Raw genomic sequence first — 14,434 nt, 5'->3', positions numbered from 1 at the left:
TGGAAAGCCAAGGTGCGCACCTCGAAGTTCAGTGATTCGGTCTTCGGTCGGGCCCCCGAGATCGCGGACCCATCACCTATGCAACTTACTCACGCTTTACTCAGTTCCCGGTTCGGGGCAGGAACGAGGCAGGATTGTGACCATGTCCAACACTCCCATGGCAGCGAGCCCCCTCACCCGTGCCGTTCTCGAGATCGACGAGTACGCCTCCGGGCTTGGCTGGGACCAGCCCGCTCGCCTCTTCGCCCTCGTCGACACGGCCGCGCTGCGCGCCCAGGAACCCGCCCTCGCCGCCCAGCTCGGCCTGGAGGGCGAGCAGGAGGCCCCCGGCCTCACCCCGATCGAGCAGGACGAAATTCCCGCCGACAAGCCGCTGGACGAGTTCCTCGGCACCATCGCGTGGCCCGACGCCGTCGTGGGCTGCGCGCTGACGGTGGAGCGCCTCATGCTGCCGCCGTCCGCGGAGGCGTCCGTCCCGGAGGGCCTCAGCGACGCGAAGCTCACCAAGTGGGTGGCCGAGCACCCGGACCGCCAGGAGGTCCGTATGACGGTCGGCGTGCTGCGCGACGGCACCCGCGACTCGGCGCTGCGGCTGCGCGAGAAGGACGCGACGACGGAGGTCCTCACGGGCGCGGGCCTGGTGCCGGGGCTGGCGGAGGCGCTGTCGGCGACGTTCGCCGAGTAGCGGTCCTGAGGTTTTCTTCGTCTACGTAGAGGGGCGCCACCGGAGATTCCGGTGGCGCCCCTCTACGTAGTGCGGTGTTCGCGATTGCTCAGCTCTTGTGCTCAGCTCTTGGCCGAACACGTGGGCAGGTCCGCCGTGTCGCCGCTGCGGATGTCCTTCAGGGCGTCCATCGCGTCGTCCATGGTGCCGACCTTGACGAGCGTCAGACCGTCCGGTGTGTCCTTGGCCGCGGTGGCGCAGTTGTCCTTCGGCGTCAGGAAGTACCGGGCGCCCTTGTCTCGGGCGCCGACGAGCTTCATGCCGATGCCGCCGATGGGGCCGACCTTGCCGTCGTCGTCGATGGTGCCGGTGCCGGCCACGAACTTGCCGCCGGTCAGGTCGTCCTTGGTGAGCTTGTCGACGATGCCGAGGGAGAACATCAGGCCCGCGCTCGGCCCGCCGACGTCGGCGAGCTTGATGTCGATCTCGAACGGGAAGGTGTGGTCGGTCCCCGCCTGGATGCCGACGATCGCGCGGCCGTCCTCTGCCTTCTCCGTCTTGATCGTCACGTTCTCCGTACGGGTCGGCTCCTTGCCGGCCTTCTCGGCCGCGGTCGCCTCCTTGACCGGCACGACCGTGAAGACGACGTTCTCGCCGGGCTTGTGCTTGGTGACGAGCTTGGCGACGTCGGTGGGCTTGGTGACCAAGGTGCCGTCGACGGCCTTGATGACGTCACCGGCGTGCAGCTTGCCCTGCGCCGGGCTGTCCTTGACGATGCTGGAGGCGATCACCCAGGACTTCACGGGGATGCCCAACTCGTTCAGCGCCGCCACCTTGGCGCTCTCCTGGGACTGGCTGAACTCCTCGGCGTTCTGCTGCGAGGACTGCTGCTCGGTCTGGCCGTCCGGGTAGAGCGTGTCGTGCGGCACCACGATGCTGTCGTGCGCGAGCCACCCGTAGACCGCCGACACCAGGTTCATGTTGTAGTCGGCGCTGGTGACGCGGACCGTCGTCATGTTCAAGTGGCCGGTCGTGTCGTACGTCTTGTGGCCATTGATCTGGATCACGGGTTCGCCGCCGTGGTCCGCGAGCGTGTTCACCGTCGGTCCCGGCGACATCTCCGCGTAGGGCACTTTGATGAGCACCCCCGCGCAGAGGAGCGCGATCAGCATCAGGGTCGAGGCGAGCATCGTCGCAGTGCGGCGTGGCATGGAACGACAGTACGGGACGAGCCTGTCAGCGCACGTGCGGGGCCGGTCCCTTCGGGGGCCCTGGCGGGGCCTTGGCGGGTCCTTGGCGGGTCCTTCAGGTGCCCTGGTGGGACTTCTCCATCGCCTCGCGGAAGCGCGCGTAACCGCTGAGTTCGGTGACGTCACCGGTCTTGTTGCGGCGGCGACCGGCCCAGATGCCCCAGACTCCGGCAGCCACCGCAGCGACAACCGGAATGAGCAGCCACAGGAGCGCTGCCATGCCGACCTCCCGACCCCTTGAGCGACCGCCACTGACGTATCAGCAGATTAACCATCCGCAGTCCCAACGCTCGCCTCAGGGGGGCGGTTACGCAACCTGAACCTCAGCAGGCTCCGACCCACTCTTCCGTACCGTCGGAGAACGTCTGGTGCTTCCAAATGGGCACTTCGTGCTTCAGGTCGTCGATCAGCTTGCGGCAGGCGTCGAACGCCTCGCCGCGGTGCGGGCACGACACGGCCACGACGACCGCGAGGTCGCCCACCGTCAGATCGCCGACCCGGTGGACCGCCGCGAGGGCGCGCACCGGGTACTCGGCGACGACCTTCTCGGCGACGCGCCGCATCTCCGCCTCGGCGGTCGGATGGCAGGAGTAGCCGAGCTTGTCCACGTCGGCCCCGCCGTCGTGGTTGCGCACGGTCCCCACGAAGAGCGCGGTGCCGCCCGCCGCGTCGTCGCCGACGGCCCGGAAGACCTCGTCGACGGAGAGCGGCGTCTCTCGGACGGCGAGCAGCTTGATCGGGTCCTGTGCCGCGTGCTCGCCGGGGTGCTCGTGCTCAGTGGGTGCCATGTCCTCATCGTGCCGCACACCACTGACAACCGTGAATTGGAGCCTCGTACAGTCGCCCTCGCCGCTCCTTAGATGCGCCGCCGAGCCTTGCGGACCCGGCGCACCACGGCCGCCGTACCCAGCAGCGCGACGGTCGCGCCCGCGGCACCGGCCGCCGTCGCGTCCTTGCGGCCGAGCCGTCGGCCCGCGACGGTGCGCCGCCCGGCGACCTCTTCGAGGAGTTCCGCGAGGACCTCCTCGTTGGTCCACTGCGGTCGCCACCCGGACTCGTGCAGCCGGCTGCCGCTCACGACCCACGGGTACATCGTGTAGGCGAGATCGCCCGCTGGCGAGGGCGTCAGGCCGATCCGGTGCAGCCGCGCGGCCGCGCCAAGGGCGACGGCGGAGGGCAGCTCCATGCGGCGAATTCCGCTGAGCTCCTCGACCTCCTCCTGCTCCAGCCACCCGTCGCAGCCGACGGCGAGCTCTCCGTCGACCTTCTCCAGGACGGCGTGCTCCAGGGCGCTGCACAGGTCGTCCACGTGGCAGAACTGCCAGGCGGGCCGGGAACCGGCCACTACAAGGAGGCGCGGCGACTCGAAGTACCGGGTGAGCGCCGTGTCCGTGCCACCGATGAGCACCGCGGGGCGCATCACCGTGACGTTCAGGCCGGGGTGCGCGCGCGGGGCGCGGCGGGCGAGACGTTCCACCTCCAGGAGGTCTCCGACGCCGGTCGCCTCGGCCGTGGCGCGCAGTTCCGCGTCCTCGGCGAGCGGCAGCTCGTTGTCCTCGAGCGCCCCGTAGACCATCGTCGAGGTGCACAGGACGACGCGGTGCACTCCGGCGGCGGCCGCGGCGGTCAGCACCGTCTGGGTGCCCCGCACGTTGTACGCGGTGCGGGCCGCGGGGTCGGATTCCAGGTCGAGGTCGAGGGCCAGGTGCACGACGACGTCCGCGCCGCGCAGCTTCTCGGCGATGGCCGGATCCCGCACGTCCAGGACGTGCCAGGTCGCGGATGTGCACTCGCCGCGCCGCTCGTCGATGGCGAGGACCTGCTTGATCGCGTCCGACGCGGCGAGCCGCTCGGTGAGCAGGGCACCGACACCGGACGCGGCACCGGTGACCGCGACGACGGGGCCGCGGACGGCGGATTTGGACGAAGGGTTTCGCGCTGCGCGAACCTGCGGATCTGGGGAACTCACCGGGCGTCTCCAGCGGTTGTCTTCAGTACGTACCTGTATGACGCGTACGTACCAGGAGGCATCCATCCTGCCGCAGGCCATGAGTCGGCGAAGCACTGAGGCCCGATCCGGTCATGGTGTCTACGCTGGGTGTGTAGTCGGGCAGTCGCCGCCGGGCCAAGAAACCGGCGGCCCAACCAGCCGAGGAATCCCGTGAGTGACACCCCATTCGGTTTCGGCCTTCCGCCGGAGGAGCCGGAAGACGGCGACGAGGGCAAGAAGAAGGACCAGCAGGGCGGTGGCGGTCAGGGACCGGCCGGCCCGTTCGGATTCGGGTTCCCGGGCCTGCCCGGCGCGGGCGGCCCGGGTGGCGAGGGCGGGGACAACCCCTTCGCGGCCATGTTCGGTTCGATGAATCCGAACGATCTGGGGGCGGCCTTCCAGCAGCTCGGCCAGATGCTCTCCTACGAGGGCGGCCCGGTGAACTGGGACATGGCCAAGGACATCGCCCGCCAGACCGTCTCGCAGGGCACGCAGGACGGCGTGAAGGACACCAGCGTCGGCCCGGCCGAGCGCTCCTCCGTCGAGGAAGCCGTGCGCCTGGCCGACCTGTGGCTGGACGACGCGACGTCGCTGCCTTCGGGCGCGCACTCGGCGGTGGCCTGGAGCCGCGCCGAGTGGGTCGAGGCGACGCTCCCGGTGTGGAAGGAGCTCGTCGACCCGGTCGCCGAGCGCGTCGGCATGGCCATGGGCGACGTACTGCCCGAGGAGATGCAGGCCATGGCGGGCCCGCTGATCGGCATGATGCGCTCCATGGGCGGCGCCATGTTCGGCCAGCAGATCGGGCAGGCCATCGGCGTGCTCGCGGGCGAGGTCGTCGGGTCCACGGACATCGGCCTGCCGCTGGCCCCGGCCGGCAAGGCGGCGCTGCTGCCGCTGAACGTCGAGGCGTTCGGCAAGGACCTCGGCGTCCCGCAGGAGGAGGTCCGCCTCTACCTGGCGCTGCGCGAGGCCGCCCATCAGCGGCTGTTCTCGCACGTGCCGTGGCTGCGCTCGCACCTGTTCGGCGCGGTCGACGGGTACGCGCGCGGGATCAAGGTCGACACCACGAAGCTGGAGGACGTGGTCGGCCAGTTCGACCCGCAGAACCCGGAGCAGATCCAGGAAGCGCTCCAGCAGGGCATGTTCCAGCCCGAGGACACCCCGGAGCAGAAGGCCGCCCTGGCCCGCCTGGAGACGGCTCTCGCGCTCGTCGAGGGCTGGGTCGACGCGGTGGTCCACGCGGCCGCGAAGCCGCGTCTGTCGTCCGCCGACGCGCTGCGTGAGACGCTGCGCCGCCGCCGTGCGACCGGTGGCCCCGCGGAGCAGACGTTCGCGACGCTGATCGGTCTGGAGCTGCGTCCGCGCCGGCTGCGTGACGCCTCGCGCCTGTGGGCCTCGCTCACGGACGCGCGCGGCGTGGACGGCCGTGACGGCCTGTGGGCGCACCCGGACATGCTGCCGACGGCGTCGGACCTGGACGACCCGGACGGCTTCGTGCACCGCGACGAGCAGCTGGACTTCTCCGAGATCGACAAGATGCTCGGCGAGGCGGCGAGCGGCGGCTCGGGCAAGCCGAACCTCTCCAAGGACGACTCCGACGACTCCGACGGCGCCGACGGCTCCGACAAGGGCGAGGACGACAGCGACAAGTGAGCCTGTACGACGACGCGGTCCTCGTGCTCAAGGGCTACGAGGACCAGCCGGAACTGCGCCAGGCCTACCTGGACCACCTGTCCGAGCACGGCGCCGAAGGCCTGTGGAAGCCCTGCACCGCCGGGCACGTCACGGCGAGCGCCCTCGTGGTCGACCCCTCGCGCGGGCGCGTGCTGCTGACGCTGCACAAGAAGCTGCAGATGTGGCTCCAGATGGGCGGGCACTGCGAGCAGGGCGACGCGTCGCTCGCGGCCGCGGCCCTGCGCGAGGCGACGGAGGAGTCGGGCATCCCCGGCCTCACGCTCCTCGCGGGCGGCCCGGTCCGTCTGGACCGGCATCCGATCCCGGGGCCGTGCACCCAGCACCTGGACGTGCAGTACGCGGCGCTCGCCCCGGCGGACGCCACGGAGGCCATCAGCGACGAGTCCCTGGACCTGCGCTGGTTCCCGTACGACGAGGTGGCGGACGTCGCCGACGCGTCCGTCGTCCGGCTCGTGGAGGCGACGCGGGCGCGACTCTGAGAGGGCATGTGTAAGGGGCGAGCACCGTGGTGCTCGCCCCTTACGCGTACCTGCGGAGCGGCTAGCTCCAGACGTTCCCCTGGTTCTGCCCACGGGCGCCCTGCTGCCCCATCCCGTACTGCGCGGCGAGTCCGCCGCCGATCGCCGCGTTCTGCGGCGGCAGCAGTTCGCTGGGCTGGACGAGCGCGTAGCCGCTGCCCATGAAGCTGAGCTCCCAGCCCTCTCCGGTGTTGCCCCGGCGCCGCCAGACGCCCGAGGAGTGCGTCTGCGCCTGCATCTGCACCCGGAGCCCGGTGGACCAGGCGACGACGGCGTCCGCGTCGGCGTTGACGTACTGCTCGGGCGTGACGTGGAGCATCAGCGGCTGGCCCGACGTCATCAGGGCGACCTTGCCGTGGCCTGTGATGTTGAGCTGGTACTTGCCCGAGCCGGAGATGCCGAACTGGCTGTCCACCGCGATGACTTCGTGGTGCAGGGAGGAGTCCATCGCCAGCACGTAGCTGCTGTCGACGGTGAGTCCGTCCTGTTCGACATCCACTACGTGGATGTACTGGGCGAGGTTCGCCAGGTAGACGGTGCCCTGCCCGTGGCAGCGCATCAGGCTGAGGCCCTCGCCGGTGTGCGCGCGGGCGCGCCGCTGTCCGGACGTCTGGTACTCGCCGTCGAACTCCATCAGCCCCTGGTAGGCGACCATCGCGCCCTTGCGGGCGAGGATGTCGTCGTGTCCTTCGAGGGCGACCCGCAGCATCTGCGGGTTCTGCACCGTGTAGCGCTCCTGGGTCTGCTGCTCGGTGTGCGCGAAAAGCGGGCTCTGCATGGTGTGTTCGCTCCCCCTCAGCCCCGGGCTCGGAGACGGTCGGTGCTGTCCTCACTGGGCTGTACGACGACGATGCCTTCGCCGGAGAAGCCCATCTGGTAGGCCTCGCCACTGCCCCGTCCGATGAGCGAGCCGGCCCTGAAGCTGCGCTTGCCCTTCACCTTCAGGCTCGGCGACCAGGCGATGAGCGCGTCGGGGTCCACGTAGGTCTCGTCCTCGCCGCGGCCGCAGTCGACCACGATGGGGGTGCCGCGCGAGGTCAGGGCGACGTGCCCCTGGCCGCCGACCGTGATGTTCCACAGGCCCTGGCCCGTGAACTTGGCGAGGCCCTTCACTCGCTCGACGCCCCACTGGAGGTGCGCATCGAAGGCGAGGAGGTTCGTGCCGTTGACGGAGATCGACTCGCCGCCGAGGTTGATGACGACGACATCGGCACCGTAGTCGGCGAGGTACAGCAGGCCGTCGCCGGAGCACTTCATGAGGGGCGCGCCCTCACCGGTGATCCAGTCCCGGGCGACCTGGCGTACGGCGGGCGGGTTGGGCTCGTACTGGACGAAGCCTTCGTAGGCGACCATCGAGCCCACGCGCGCGAAGAGGTCGTTTCCGGTCTGCATGGCGACCTTCAGCATGTTGCTGCCGTGGTTCTCCATGCGGGCGGCTACGGGGGTCGGGGCGAAGCCCGCGAGTGGCTGGTTCATGACGGGCTCCCTCAGACCTCGTACGGCTGGACGACGATGAAGTTGCCGGGTGCGCCCCGGAATTGCAGGTTGACGCCCTCGCCGCTGTCGCCGGGGTAGGCGTTGCGGCGCATGCGGACCTGGTTGGAGACGATCGCCTGCGAGGCCGCGGACCACGCCACGACGGCGTTGGAGTCGGCGAACGTGGTGGGCGTGACCGGCAGCACGACGGGCGTGCCGTGGGTCTTCACGACGACCGTTCCCGTGCCCTGGAACTGGAGCACGAACAGGGCGCCTCCGGGGATGCCGTGCCCTTCGATCCTGCGCACTTCGTGCTGCAGGCTCTCATCGAACGCGAGGACGTTCTCCGCGGAGACGCAGATCGCGTCGCCCTGGAGCTCGATGGGGTGCACATGGGTGGCCTCTTCCGCGAAGAAGACCTGACCGCGGCCGGAGCAGCGCATCAGCTGCATCTCCTGGCCGGTGGCATTGCCCACGATGCGGCCCGCGAACCCGGCGCCCTTGTAGCTGAATTCGACCTTGCCCTGGTAGAGCACCATGCTGCCCTGGCGGGCGAGTACGGGCTGGTCGCCGCCCGCGCCGAGGTCGACCCGGATCAGCTTCTTGTTCTGAAGCGTCCAGCGCTGACCCGTGGGGGCCTCGCGGTACTTCTCCAGAGCGGCGGCCACGCCCGGCGCGGCGGCCTGCTGCGGGATGCCCTGCGGGGCGCCTTGCGGGGCGGGCGCGGCCGGGGGCTGGCCGAAGACCTGCTGCGCGGAGGGCGTCGGGGGCTGCTGCCCGAAGCCCTGCGGGGCGGCGGGCGCCTGGGGCTGCTGGTCGTAGCCGGGCGGCAAGGGCGCGCTGCCTTGGCCGGGGACCTGGCCGAACTGCGGCTGCTGACCGTGCGGGCCTGGAGCGGTCGGTGCCGGCGGCGGTGGAGGCGGGACCGCGCCGGGGGGCGTGGCGAGCGGGGCCGCGATGGTGGGCGCGGCGTGCACCGAGGGCGTGGGGGCCTGGGGCGGGGCGGCTTGCTGCGGTGCCGGTTCGGGAGCGGGCGCGGGGGCCGGAGCGGGCGCGGGAGCCTGGGCCGGGGGCGCGAAGGCCGGCGGCTCGGAGGCCTGCGCGGGCGGCGCGAATCCGGGAGCCGCGAAGCCGGGAGCCGCGGTCTGCTGGGGCTCGGCGGCGGGCTCCTCCTCGGCGACCTCTCCGCCGAAGTTCTTCAGCAGCGCGTCCAGGCCACCGTCGAAGCCCTGCCCGACGGCGGCGAACCGCCACACGTCCTTCAGGTAGAAGTCGCCCAGCATCACCGCACGCTCGGTGGAGAACTCACCACCGTGGAAGGAGTACCGCGCGACCTCCTCACCACCGGCGACGATGCGGATGTACCCGGGAGCGACCTGCGACATCTGCCCCGCACCGTCGACGGTCGCGGTGAACGACAGCTTCTGGATCTGCGCGGGGATCTTGTCGAGGGTGACGCGGAAGGACTCCGTGTCACCGGCCTGCGCGCCGAGCAGCTGGACGGACTCCTCGGGCGTCTTCGGCTGGTTGAAGAAGACGAAGTACCGGTCGTCGGACAGCCGCTCCTCGGCGTCGAGGCCGAAGCAGCTGATGTCGAAGCTCAGTCCGGGGCCGGTGATCTGTACGCCCACGTACAGATCCGTGCCCGCGGTCAGGTCACTGATCTTGGCCTTGTGGCCGCGTTGGAATTCCCTGGCCATGCGTAACGACCGTCCCCCATCCCGATGGTGATTGCGTCGCGCCAGGCTAACCGCAAACACCGACAGCGGGAGAAGTCGGTACAGCCCTGGTACAGAAGCGTCCTTTGGGGACGATCGGACGGGAAGGGATCGAGCGGGTGGGGCGATCGGGCGATCAGTCGCCGCGAGCAGCCGGCAGGTGCGGCAGCCGGTCGGCCGCGACCACTCCTTCGAGGTAGCCGCGCGCCCGCTCGGTGCGGGGGTACGCCTCAAGGAGCCGCCAGAACCGCGGTCCGTGGCCGGGGACCAGTAGATGCGCCAGTTCATGGATGAGCACATAGTCGACGACGTACTCGGGCATGCCCTGGAGCCGGTGCGAGAGCCGGATGCTGCCTTCCGCGGGCGTGCACGAACCCCATCGGGTGTTCTGGTTCGTGACCCAACGCACCGACGCGGGGCGGGCCTTGCCCTCGAGGTACTGGTCCGACAGCCGCTCGGCGCGGTCCGCCAGTTCGGCGTCACCGAGGACCCGCTTGCTCTCCTGCGCGGCGAGCTTGTCGAGCATGACGCCCACCCAGCGCTTCTCCTCGGCCTCCGACATGCGGGCCGGGATGAGCACGACAGTGCGATCGCCTTCGCGGTACGCCGATACCGTCCTGCGTCGCCGGGAGCTTCTGCGGACCTCGACCGCGCTCGCCCCCAGGCCGCCTGCGGGCGGGCTGGTCGTGCTGCGCTGCGTGTTCGTGGCACGGTGCAGTGGGTCGGCGGACACGCCCCGACGTTACCCGCTGGGCAGGGCGGAAGTCCCGCCTCCGGAACTCTTCGGTGCGGTGCCGCGACCCGCCCCTTGATTAGTACGACTATCACCCACAGCCTGTGGACAACTTTCCGCACGATTCCGGCTGTCCGGGCATGCTGACGGTGTCGATCGACGGGAACGGCTCCGTCGACGCCAAACGGGGACGGCACGGGGGACAGTCATGCATCCGATCTTGAAACCGGCGCTGCGGCGCGGCTGGCACGACCTGAACACGGTGCAGTTCGGCCTGACGCCGGCGCACGCGGTGGTGCTCGGCCCTGTCGACACGGTGACCGGCAGCTTCCTCACCCTGCTCGACGGCACCCGCGGAGTACCGCTCCTGCGCGACGAGGCCCGCACCATGGGCCTTCCCGACGGGCACGTGGACGCGCTCCTGGAACGTCTGAGCGGGGCGGGGCTCCTGGACGACGCGACCGGGGGTGGCCCACCCGCCGAGGAGTTGCGCAGCCGAACCGGCGTGATGGACCGCCTGCGCCCCGACCACGCGGCGCTGACGGTGACGACGTCCGAGCCGGCCGAAGCGGTGGTGAAGCTGGCGGCCCGCCACTCCACGCGGGTTCAGGTGAGGGGTGCCGGGCGGGTGGGCGCCGTCATCGCCTCGGTGCTCGCTTCCGCCGGGGTCGGCCACGTCGAGGTGCGGGACGGCGGCTGCGTCGAGCCATGGGATGTGGCGCCGGGCGGGCACCCGATGGAGGCGGTGGGCGAGCGCCGTGCCGTGTCCGGGCGGCGGTTGGTGCGCTCGATGGCGCCGACCCGGCCGCCGCGCCCGGACCGGCGCGAGGCGGCCCCCGCCCGCCTGGCAGAGCCTGATCACGAAGAGCCGCCGTTCTCCCTGGTGATCATCGCCCCACGCGACGGACTGGCGGTCCACTCCCCCGCCCCGGCCGCGGACGAGGACCTCGTGGCGGCCGGTATTCCGCATCTGTACGCGGGGGTGGTCGAAGCCACCGGCGTGGTCGGTCCCTTGGTGCTGCCGGGCGGGACGGGGTGCGCGCACTGCCTGCTCCTCGGGCGTACGGACCGCGATCCGAGCTGGCCGCGCTTGCTGGCCCAGTGGGGCTCGGGGCGCGCCGCCCGCCAGGTGCAGGCCTGTGACCTGGGCCTGGCCACCGCCGTCGCCGGACTGGCCGCCGCGCATGGACTGGCCTTCCTGGACGGGGAGTTGCCGTCGAGCACGGGGGCCCGCTGGGAGGCGGCCGCTCCGGGCCTGGACTGGCACGCCCGACCGGTGTGGCCACATCCGCGGTGCCCCTGCGGTGCGGGTGAGAGAGCTAACGGGCAGGAGGTCTCCGTGGAAGAAGGGCCGCACGACACAATGGCGGGGTAGGCAATGGCTGTCGGCGTCACGACACTCGGGCACGCGCGGCATGGCTGTTCGGCACTTGGAGGGGTGTATGTCGGATCTTCCCCGGAAGGCGGTTACCCGTACCGCCAAGCTGGCAGCGCTGCCGATCGGCTTCGCGGGCCGAGCGACCTGGGGCATCGGCAGACGCATCGGCGGCAAGTCCGCCGAGCTCGTCGGCCGGGAACTGCAACAGCGCACGGCGGAGCAACTGTTCAAGGTGCTCGGCGAACTCAAGGGCGGCGCCATGAAGTTCGGGCAGGCACTGTCCGTCTTCGAGTCCGCGCTGCCGGAGGATGTCGCGGGCCCGTATCGCGCGGCCCTGACCAAGCTCCAGGAAGCCGCGCCTCCGATGCCGACGCGCACCGTGCACGCGGTCCTCGACGAACGGCTCGGCGAGCAATGGCGCGAGCTGTTCCTGGAGTTCGACGACAGGCCATCGGCCGCCGCGTCGATAGGGCAGGTGCACCGCGCGGTGTGGCACGACGGCCGCGAGGTCGCCGTAAAGGTGCAGTACCCGGGCGCGGGCGAGGCGCTGCTTTCGGACCTCAACCAACTGAGCAGATTCGCCCGCCTGTTGGGCCCGCTGGTCCCGGGCATGGACATCAAGCCGCTCATCGCCGAGTTGCGCGACCGGATCTCCGAGGAGTTGGACTACGCGCTGGAGGCGCAGGCCCAGCAGGCACACGCGGAGGAGTTCGACGACGACCCCGACGTCGTGGTGCCGCATGTGGTGCACCAGTCCGAGCAGGTCCTGGTGACGGAGTGGATGGACGGCACACCGCTCGCCGAGATCATCAACGATGGGAGTCAGGACGAGCGTGATCGCGCGGGACAGTTGCTGGCCCGCTTCCTGTTCTCGGGTCCCGCACGCACGGGCCTGTTGCACGCGGACCCCCACCCGGGCAACTTCCGGCTGCTTCCGGACGAGAAGGGCGGACGGCGGCTGGGCGTCCTGGACTTCGGCACGGTGGACCGGCTGCCCGGTGGCCTGCCCGGCACGATCGGCGCCTCCCTGCGCAGAACGCTCGACGGCGAGGCGGCGGCGGTCTACGAGCTGCTCTGCGAGGAGGGTTTCGTCAAGGAGTCGATCGAGCTCGAACCGGACGCGGTGCTCGACTACTTGCTGCCGATCATCGAGCCGGCCCGCGTCGACAGCTTCACGTTCACCCGCTCCTGGATGCGCAACCAGGCGGCCCGGATAGCCGATCCCCGCTCCCCCGCCCACCAGTTGGGCAAGCAGCTCAACCTGCCGCCGTCGTATCTGCTGATACATCGGGTGACGCTCAGCACGATCGGGGTGCTGTGCCAGTTGGGGGCCACGGTGCGGCTCCGGGACGAACTGGAGGCGTGGGTACCGGGGTTTGTGGTCGAGGAGGAGATGGAGGCCGAGGACTGGCCGGCCGCGGAGGCCTGAGCCCGATCACCACCAGTCGGAGTCGAGCCGTCCTTCGATGGCCCTGATGTTCTCCCGGGCGCAGGCCTCGCAGAAGTACCGCCGGACGCCGCCCTCGACGGAACACGTCCAGGTCAGCGGCATCTCTTGGGCTGTCGTGCCGCACCGCGCGCACGCGACGGCCTGATGCTCGGGCTGCTGCGCGCAGTCCCCGCCAGGAAGAGACGTCACTCGGCGACGATAACTCCACAACCCGATGAACGCCGGGCGCCACGCACCTCGGGGGCCGGTCCGGATCGGACCGGCCCCCGAGGGAGCAGCCGCGTTCGCCGCGGCAGGTGTCGACGAGCCGGCGTCGACAGTTCGGTTACTGCATGACGGCCATGGCGAGCGCACGCCGGGCGCGCAGCGACGCGCGCTCGGCACGACGCTGCATCCGGCGGGCCGTGGCCAGGCGCACGGCCCGGCGTTCACTCTCCGCCGCACGCAATGAGTCGTGCATATGCGCACGAGCCAAGGCTTCTGGGATGAGTTGCATCTGACGGGTCCTGTTCTGGCGCGACTCGTTCGCGCCGGGGGTGGTGAAGTCTGGGATCGCGGAGCCTGCGGGCTCGCTCGTGGACGGCTTCATCGGGGCCTGCTTCTTGGGGTCGTGCGTCAGGGGGCGGTCGATCGTTCCGGGGGTGTTCATGCCACGACCGGGTTCTTGCGCGGGCGGCCACGCGGCCGCTTCCGGGCGACAACAACGCCCTGGACGAACAGTTCGCCGCCCCAGACGCCCCACGGCTCACGCCGCTCCTTGGCGCCGGCCAGGCAGGCCTCCATCAGCGGGCAGGTACGGCAGAGGGACTTGGCGTACTCGACATCCGCCGGCGACTCCGCGAAGAAGACCTCGGGGTCGTAGGCACGGCAGGGGACGGGCACGTCGAGGTTCTCGATGGCGTCGTCGAGCGCGGTGAGCGCGGTCAGCGGGTTCAAGGTGGAGTCCTCCGTGGACACGGGCGGGGTAAGAGGGTCTGAAGGCGGTACGGACGGGGCGTGCGCTTCGAGTTGCACGGTGTCTTCTTCCTCGTCTGGTCGTCCGGCCGGTGGGCCGGTTGGTGGCGGTACCGGGTTCTTTTCTTGTCCCGAGGCCCCTTCGTTCTGGTCCCTCGGAAGATCGCTGTCTCTTCCGGGAAAACAGAAGGGCCGCGGATCCCGGATGGGGTTCCGCGGCCCTGAAGGCGCCGGCCTGATCGTCGTCAGGCTGGATCACTCCAGGGTTTGAGCCCACGGAAGGCCCACATCGTGAGGTGCTGCGTCGTCTGCTTCCGGAATCCGGCACCGGCCGCCGCAAAGGCATAGGCGTGAGCCTGTGCCGTCGCTACTGCTTCCGGTGCCTTGGTCGGTCGCTCATTGCGCTCGCGGACGGGAAGACCCGCGAGGGCCAGGCCGGACTCCGGACGCATGGCAGAGACGCCAGACAGACCGGTGCCCGGGTTCGAGAAACCGAGCAGGCAGGAAGCGACGACCGAGCGATCGGTCATTTTGGCGGTGCTGATGGAGCTGGCGTTGATGCTGATCACTGGAATCGCCTCCTCTCGGCGTCTCGGGGACCGGTGCGA

General features: G+C 70.6%; 17 protein-coding genes. 5 read left to right on the top strand and 12 right to left on the bottom strand.

Going from position 1 to position 14,434, the window contains the following annotated elements; translation table 11 throughout:
• Window positions 1-142 precede the first annotated feature (142 nt).
• Entirely contained in the window at window positions 143-685 is a 543-nt protein-coding gene (locus tag RBJ65_RS04985; RefSeq protein WP_306324314.1) for a PPA1309 family protein, read from the top strand.
• Window positions 686-786: 101 nt separating this feature from the next.
• On the opposite strand, the gene RBJ65_RS04980 is transcribed toward RBJ65_RS04985, so the two are convergent.
• The 4 genes from RBJ65_RS04980 to RBJ65_RS04965 form a co-directional block, all read right to left on the bottom strand.
• Window positions 787-1,875, bottom strand: coding sequence for a PDZ domain-containing protein (locus RBJ65_RS04980; protein ID WP_306324313.1), 1,089 nt, complete (start codon window positions 1,873-1,875; stop codon window positions 787-789).
• A gap of 94 nt (window positions 1,876-1,969) precedes the next feature.
• Window positions 1,970-2,134, bottom strand: coding sequence for a hypothetical protein (locus RBJ65_RS04975; protein ID WP_306324312.1), 165 nt, complete (start codon window positions 2,132-2,134; stop codon window positions 1,970-1,972).
• A 103-nt stretch (window positions 2,135-2,237) separates the two neighbouring features.
• Window positions 2,238-2,702 carry a molybdenum cofactor biosynthesis protein MoaE gene (locus RBJ65_RS04970; protein WP_306324311.1) on the bottom strand — a complete coding sequence of 155 codons (465 nt, stop codon included), beginning with the start codon at window positions 2,700-2,702 and terminating at the stop codon, window positions 2,238-2,240.
• A 68-nt stretch (window positions 2,703-2,770) separates the two neighbouring features.
• Window positions 2,771-3,883, bottom strand: coding sequence for an SDR family oxidoreductase (locus tag RBJ65_RS04965; RefSeq protein ID WP_306324310.1), 1,113 nt, complete (start codon window positions 3,881-3,883; stop codon window positions 2,771-2,773).
• Window positions 3,884-4,075: 192 nt separating this feature from the next.
• On the opposite strand from RBJ65_RS04965, the gene RBJ65_RS04960 reads away from it, so the two are divergent.
• Both RBJ65_RS04960 and RBJ65_RS04955 read left to right on the top strand, forming a co-directional pair.
• Window positions 4,076-5,557: a zinc-dependent metalloprotease gene (locus RBJ65_RS04960; RefSeq protein WP_306324309.1), complete on the top strand. Its 1,482-nt coding sequence runs from the start codon at window positions 4,076-4,078 to the stop codon at window positions 5,555-5,557.
• Window positions 5,554-6,078: an NUDIX hydrolase gene (locus RBJ65_RS04955; protein WP_306324308.1), complete on the top strand. Its 525-nt coding sequence runs from the start codon at window positions 5,554-5,556 to the stop codon at window positions 6,076-6,078. The genes RBJ65_RS04960 and RBJ65_RS04955 overlap by 4 nt, the downstream gene beginning before the upstream one ends.
• Window positions 6,079-6,139: 61 nt before the next feature.
• Here RBJ65_RS04955 and RBJ65_RS04950 read toward each other — a convergent pair whose 3' ends face one another.
• The 4 genes from RBJ65_RS04950 to RBJ65_RS04935 form a co-directional block, all read right to left on the bottom strand.
• Window positions 6,140-6,895 (bottom strand): AIM24 family protein, encoded by a 756-nt coding sequence (locus RBJ65_RS04950; RefSeq protein WP_306324307.1) that lies wholly within the window; start codon window positions 6,893-6,895, stop codon window positions 6,140-6,142.
• A 17-nt stretch (window positions 6,896-6,912) separates the two neighbouring features.
• Window positions 6,913-7,593: an AIM24 family protein gene (locus tag RBJ65_RS04945; RefSeq protein ID WP_306324306.1), complete on the bottom strand. Its 681-nt coding sequence runs from the start codon at window positions 7,591-7,593 to the stop codon at window positions 6,913-6,915.
• A gap of 11 nt (window positions 7,594-7,604) precedes the next feature.
• Window positions 7,605-9,293, bottom strand: coding sequence for a TerD family protein (locus RBJ65_RS04940; protein ID WP_306332108.1), 1,689 nt, complete (start codon window positions 9,291-9,293; stop codon window positions 7,605-7,607).
• A gap of 154 nt (window positions 9,294-9,447) precedes the next feature.
• Window positions 9,448-10,044 carry a M48 family metallopeptidase gene (locus tag RBJ65_RS04935; protein WP_306318002.1) on the bottom strand — a complete coding sequence of 199 codons (597 nt, stop codon included), beginning with the start codon at window positions 10,042-10,044 and terminating at the stop codon, window positions 9,448-9,450.
• Between the two features lie 208 nt (window positions 10,045-10,252).
• On the opposite strand from RBJ65_RS04935, the gene RBJ65_RS04930 reads away from it, so the two are divergent.
• Together RBJ65_RS04930 and RBJ65_RS04925 are read left to right on the top strand one after the other, a co-directional pair.
• A complete protein-coding gene (locus RBJ65_RS04930) occupies window positions 10,253-11,419 on the top strand; it encodes a TOMM precursor leader peptide-binding protein (protein WP_306318001.1) in 1,167 nt (388 codons plus the stop codon).
• Window positions 11,420-11,486: 67 nt separating this feature from the next.
• A complete protein-coding gene (locus RBJ65_RS04925; RefSeq protein ID WP_306318000.1) occupies window positions 11,487-12,851 on the top strand; it encodes an AarF/ABC1/UbiB kinase family protein in 1,365 nt (454 codons plus the stop codon).
• A 6-nt stretch (window positions 12,852-12,857) separates the two neighbouring features.
• Here RBJ65_RS04925 and RBJ65_RS04920 read toward each other — a convergent pair whose 3' ends face one another.
• The 4 genes from RBJ65_RS04920 to RBJ65_RS04905 form a co-directional block, all read right to left on the bottom strand.
• Entirely contained in the window at window positions 12,858-13,061 is a 204-nt protein-coding gene (locus RBJ65_RS04920) for a hypothetical protein (RefSeq protein WP_306317999.1), read from the bottom strand.
• A 136-nt stretch (window positions 13,062-13,197) separates the two neighbouring features.
• Window positions 13,198-13,521 carry a hypothetical protein gene (locus tag RBJ65_RS04915; RefSeq protein WP_306317998.1) on the bottom strand — a complete coding sequence of 108 codons (324 nt, stop codon included), beginning with the start codon at window positions 13,519-13,521 and terminating at the stop codon, window positions 13,198-13,200.
• Window positions 13,518-13,886 carry a WhiB family transcriptional regulator gene (locus RBJ65_RS04910; protein WP_306317997.1) on the bottom strand — a complete coding sequence of 123 codons (369 nt, stop codon included), beginning with the start codon at window positions 13,884-13,886 and terminating at the stop codon, window positions 13,518-13,520. The genes RBJ65_RS04915 and RBJ65_RS04910 overlap by 4 nt, the downstream gene beginning before the upstream one ends.
• Before the next feature lie 185 nt (window positions 13,887-14,071).
• The gene (locus tag RBJ65_RS04905; RefSeq protein WP_306317996.1) at window positions 14,072-14,395 is read right to left on the bottom strand and encodes a hypothetical protein; all 324 of its coding nucleotides are present in this window, start codon (window positions 14,393-14,395) and stop codon (window positions 14,072-14,074) included.
• Between the last annotated feature and the right edge of the window lie 39 nt (window positions 14,396-14,434).

It is taken from the genome of Streptomyces sp. KL109B (assembly GCF_030766935.1).
Taxonomy (GTDB): Bacteria; Actinomycetota; Actinomycetes; order Streptomycetales; family Streptomycetaceae; genus Streptomyces.
This window is presented reverse-complemented; position numbering and strand designations above follow the sequence as displayed.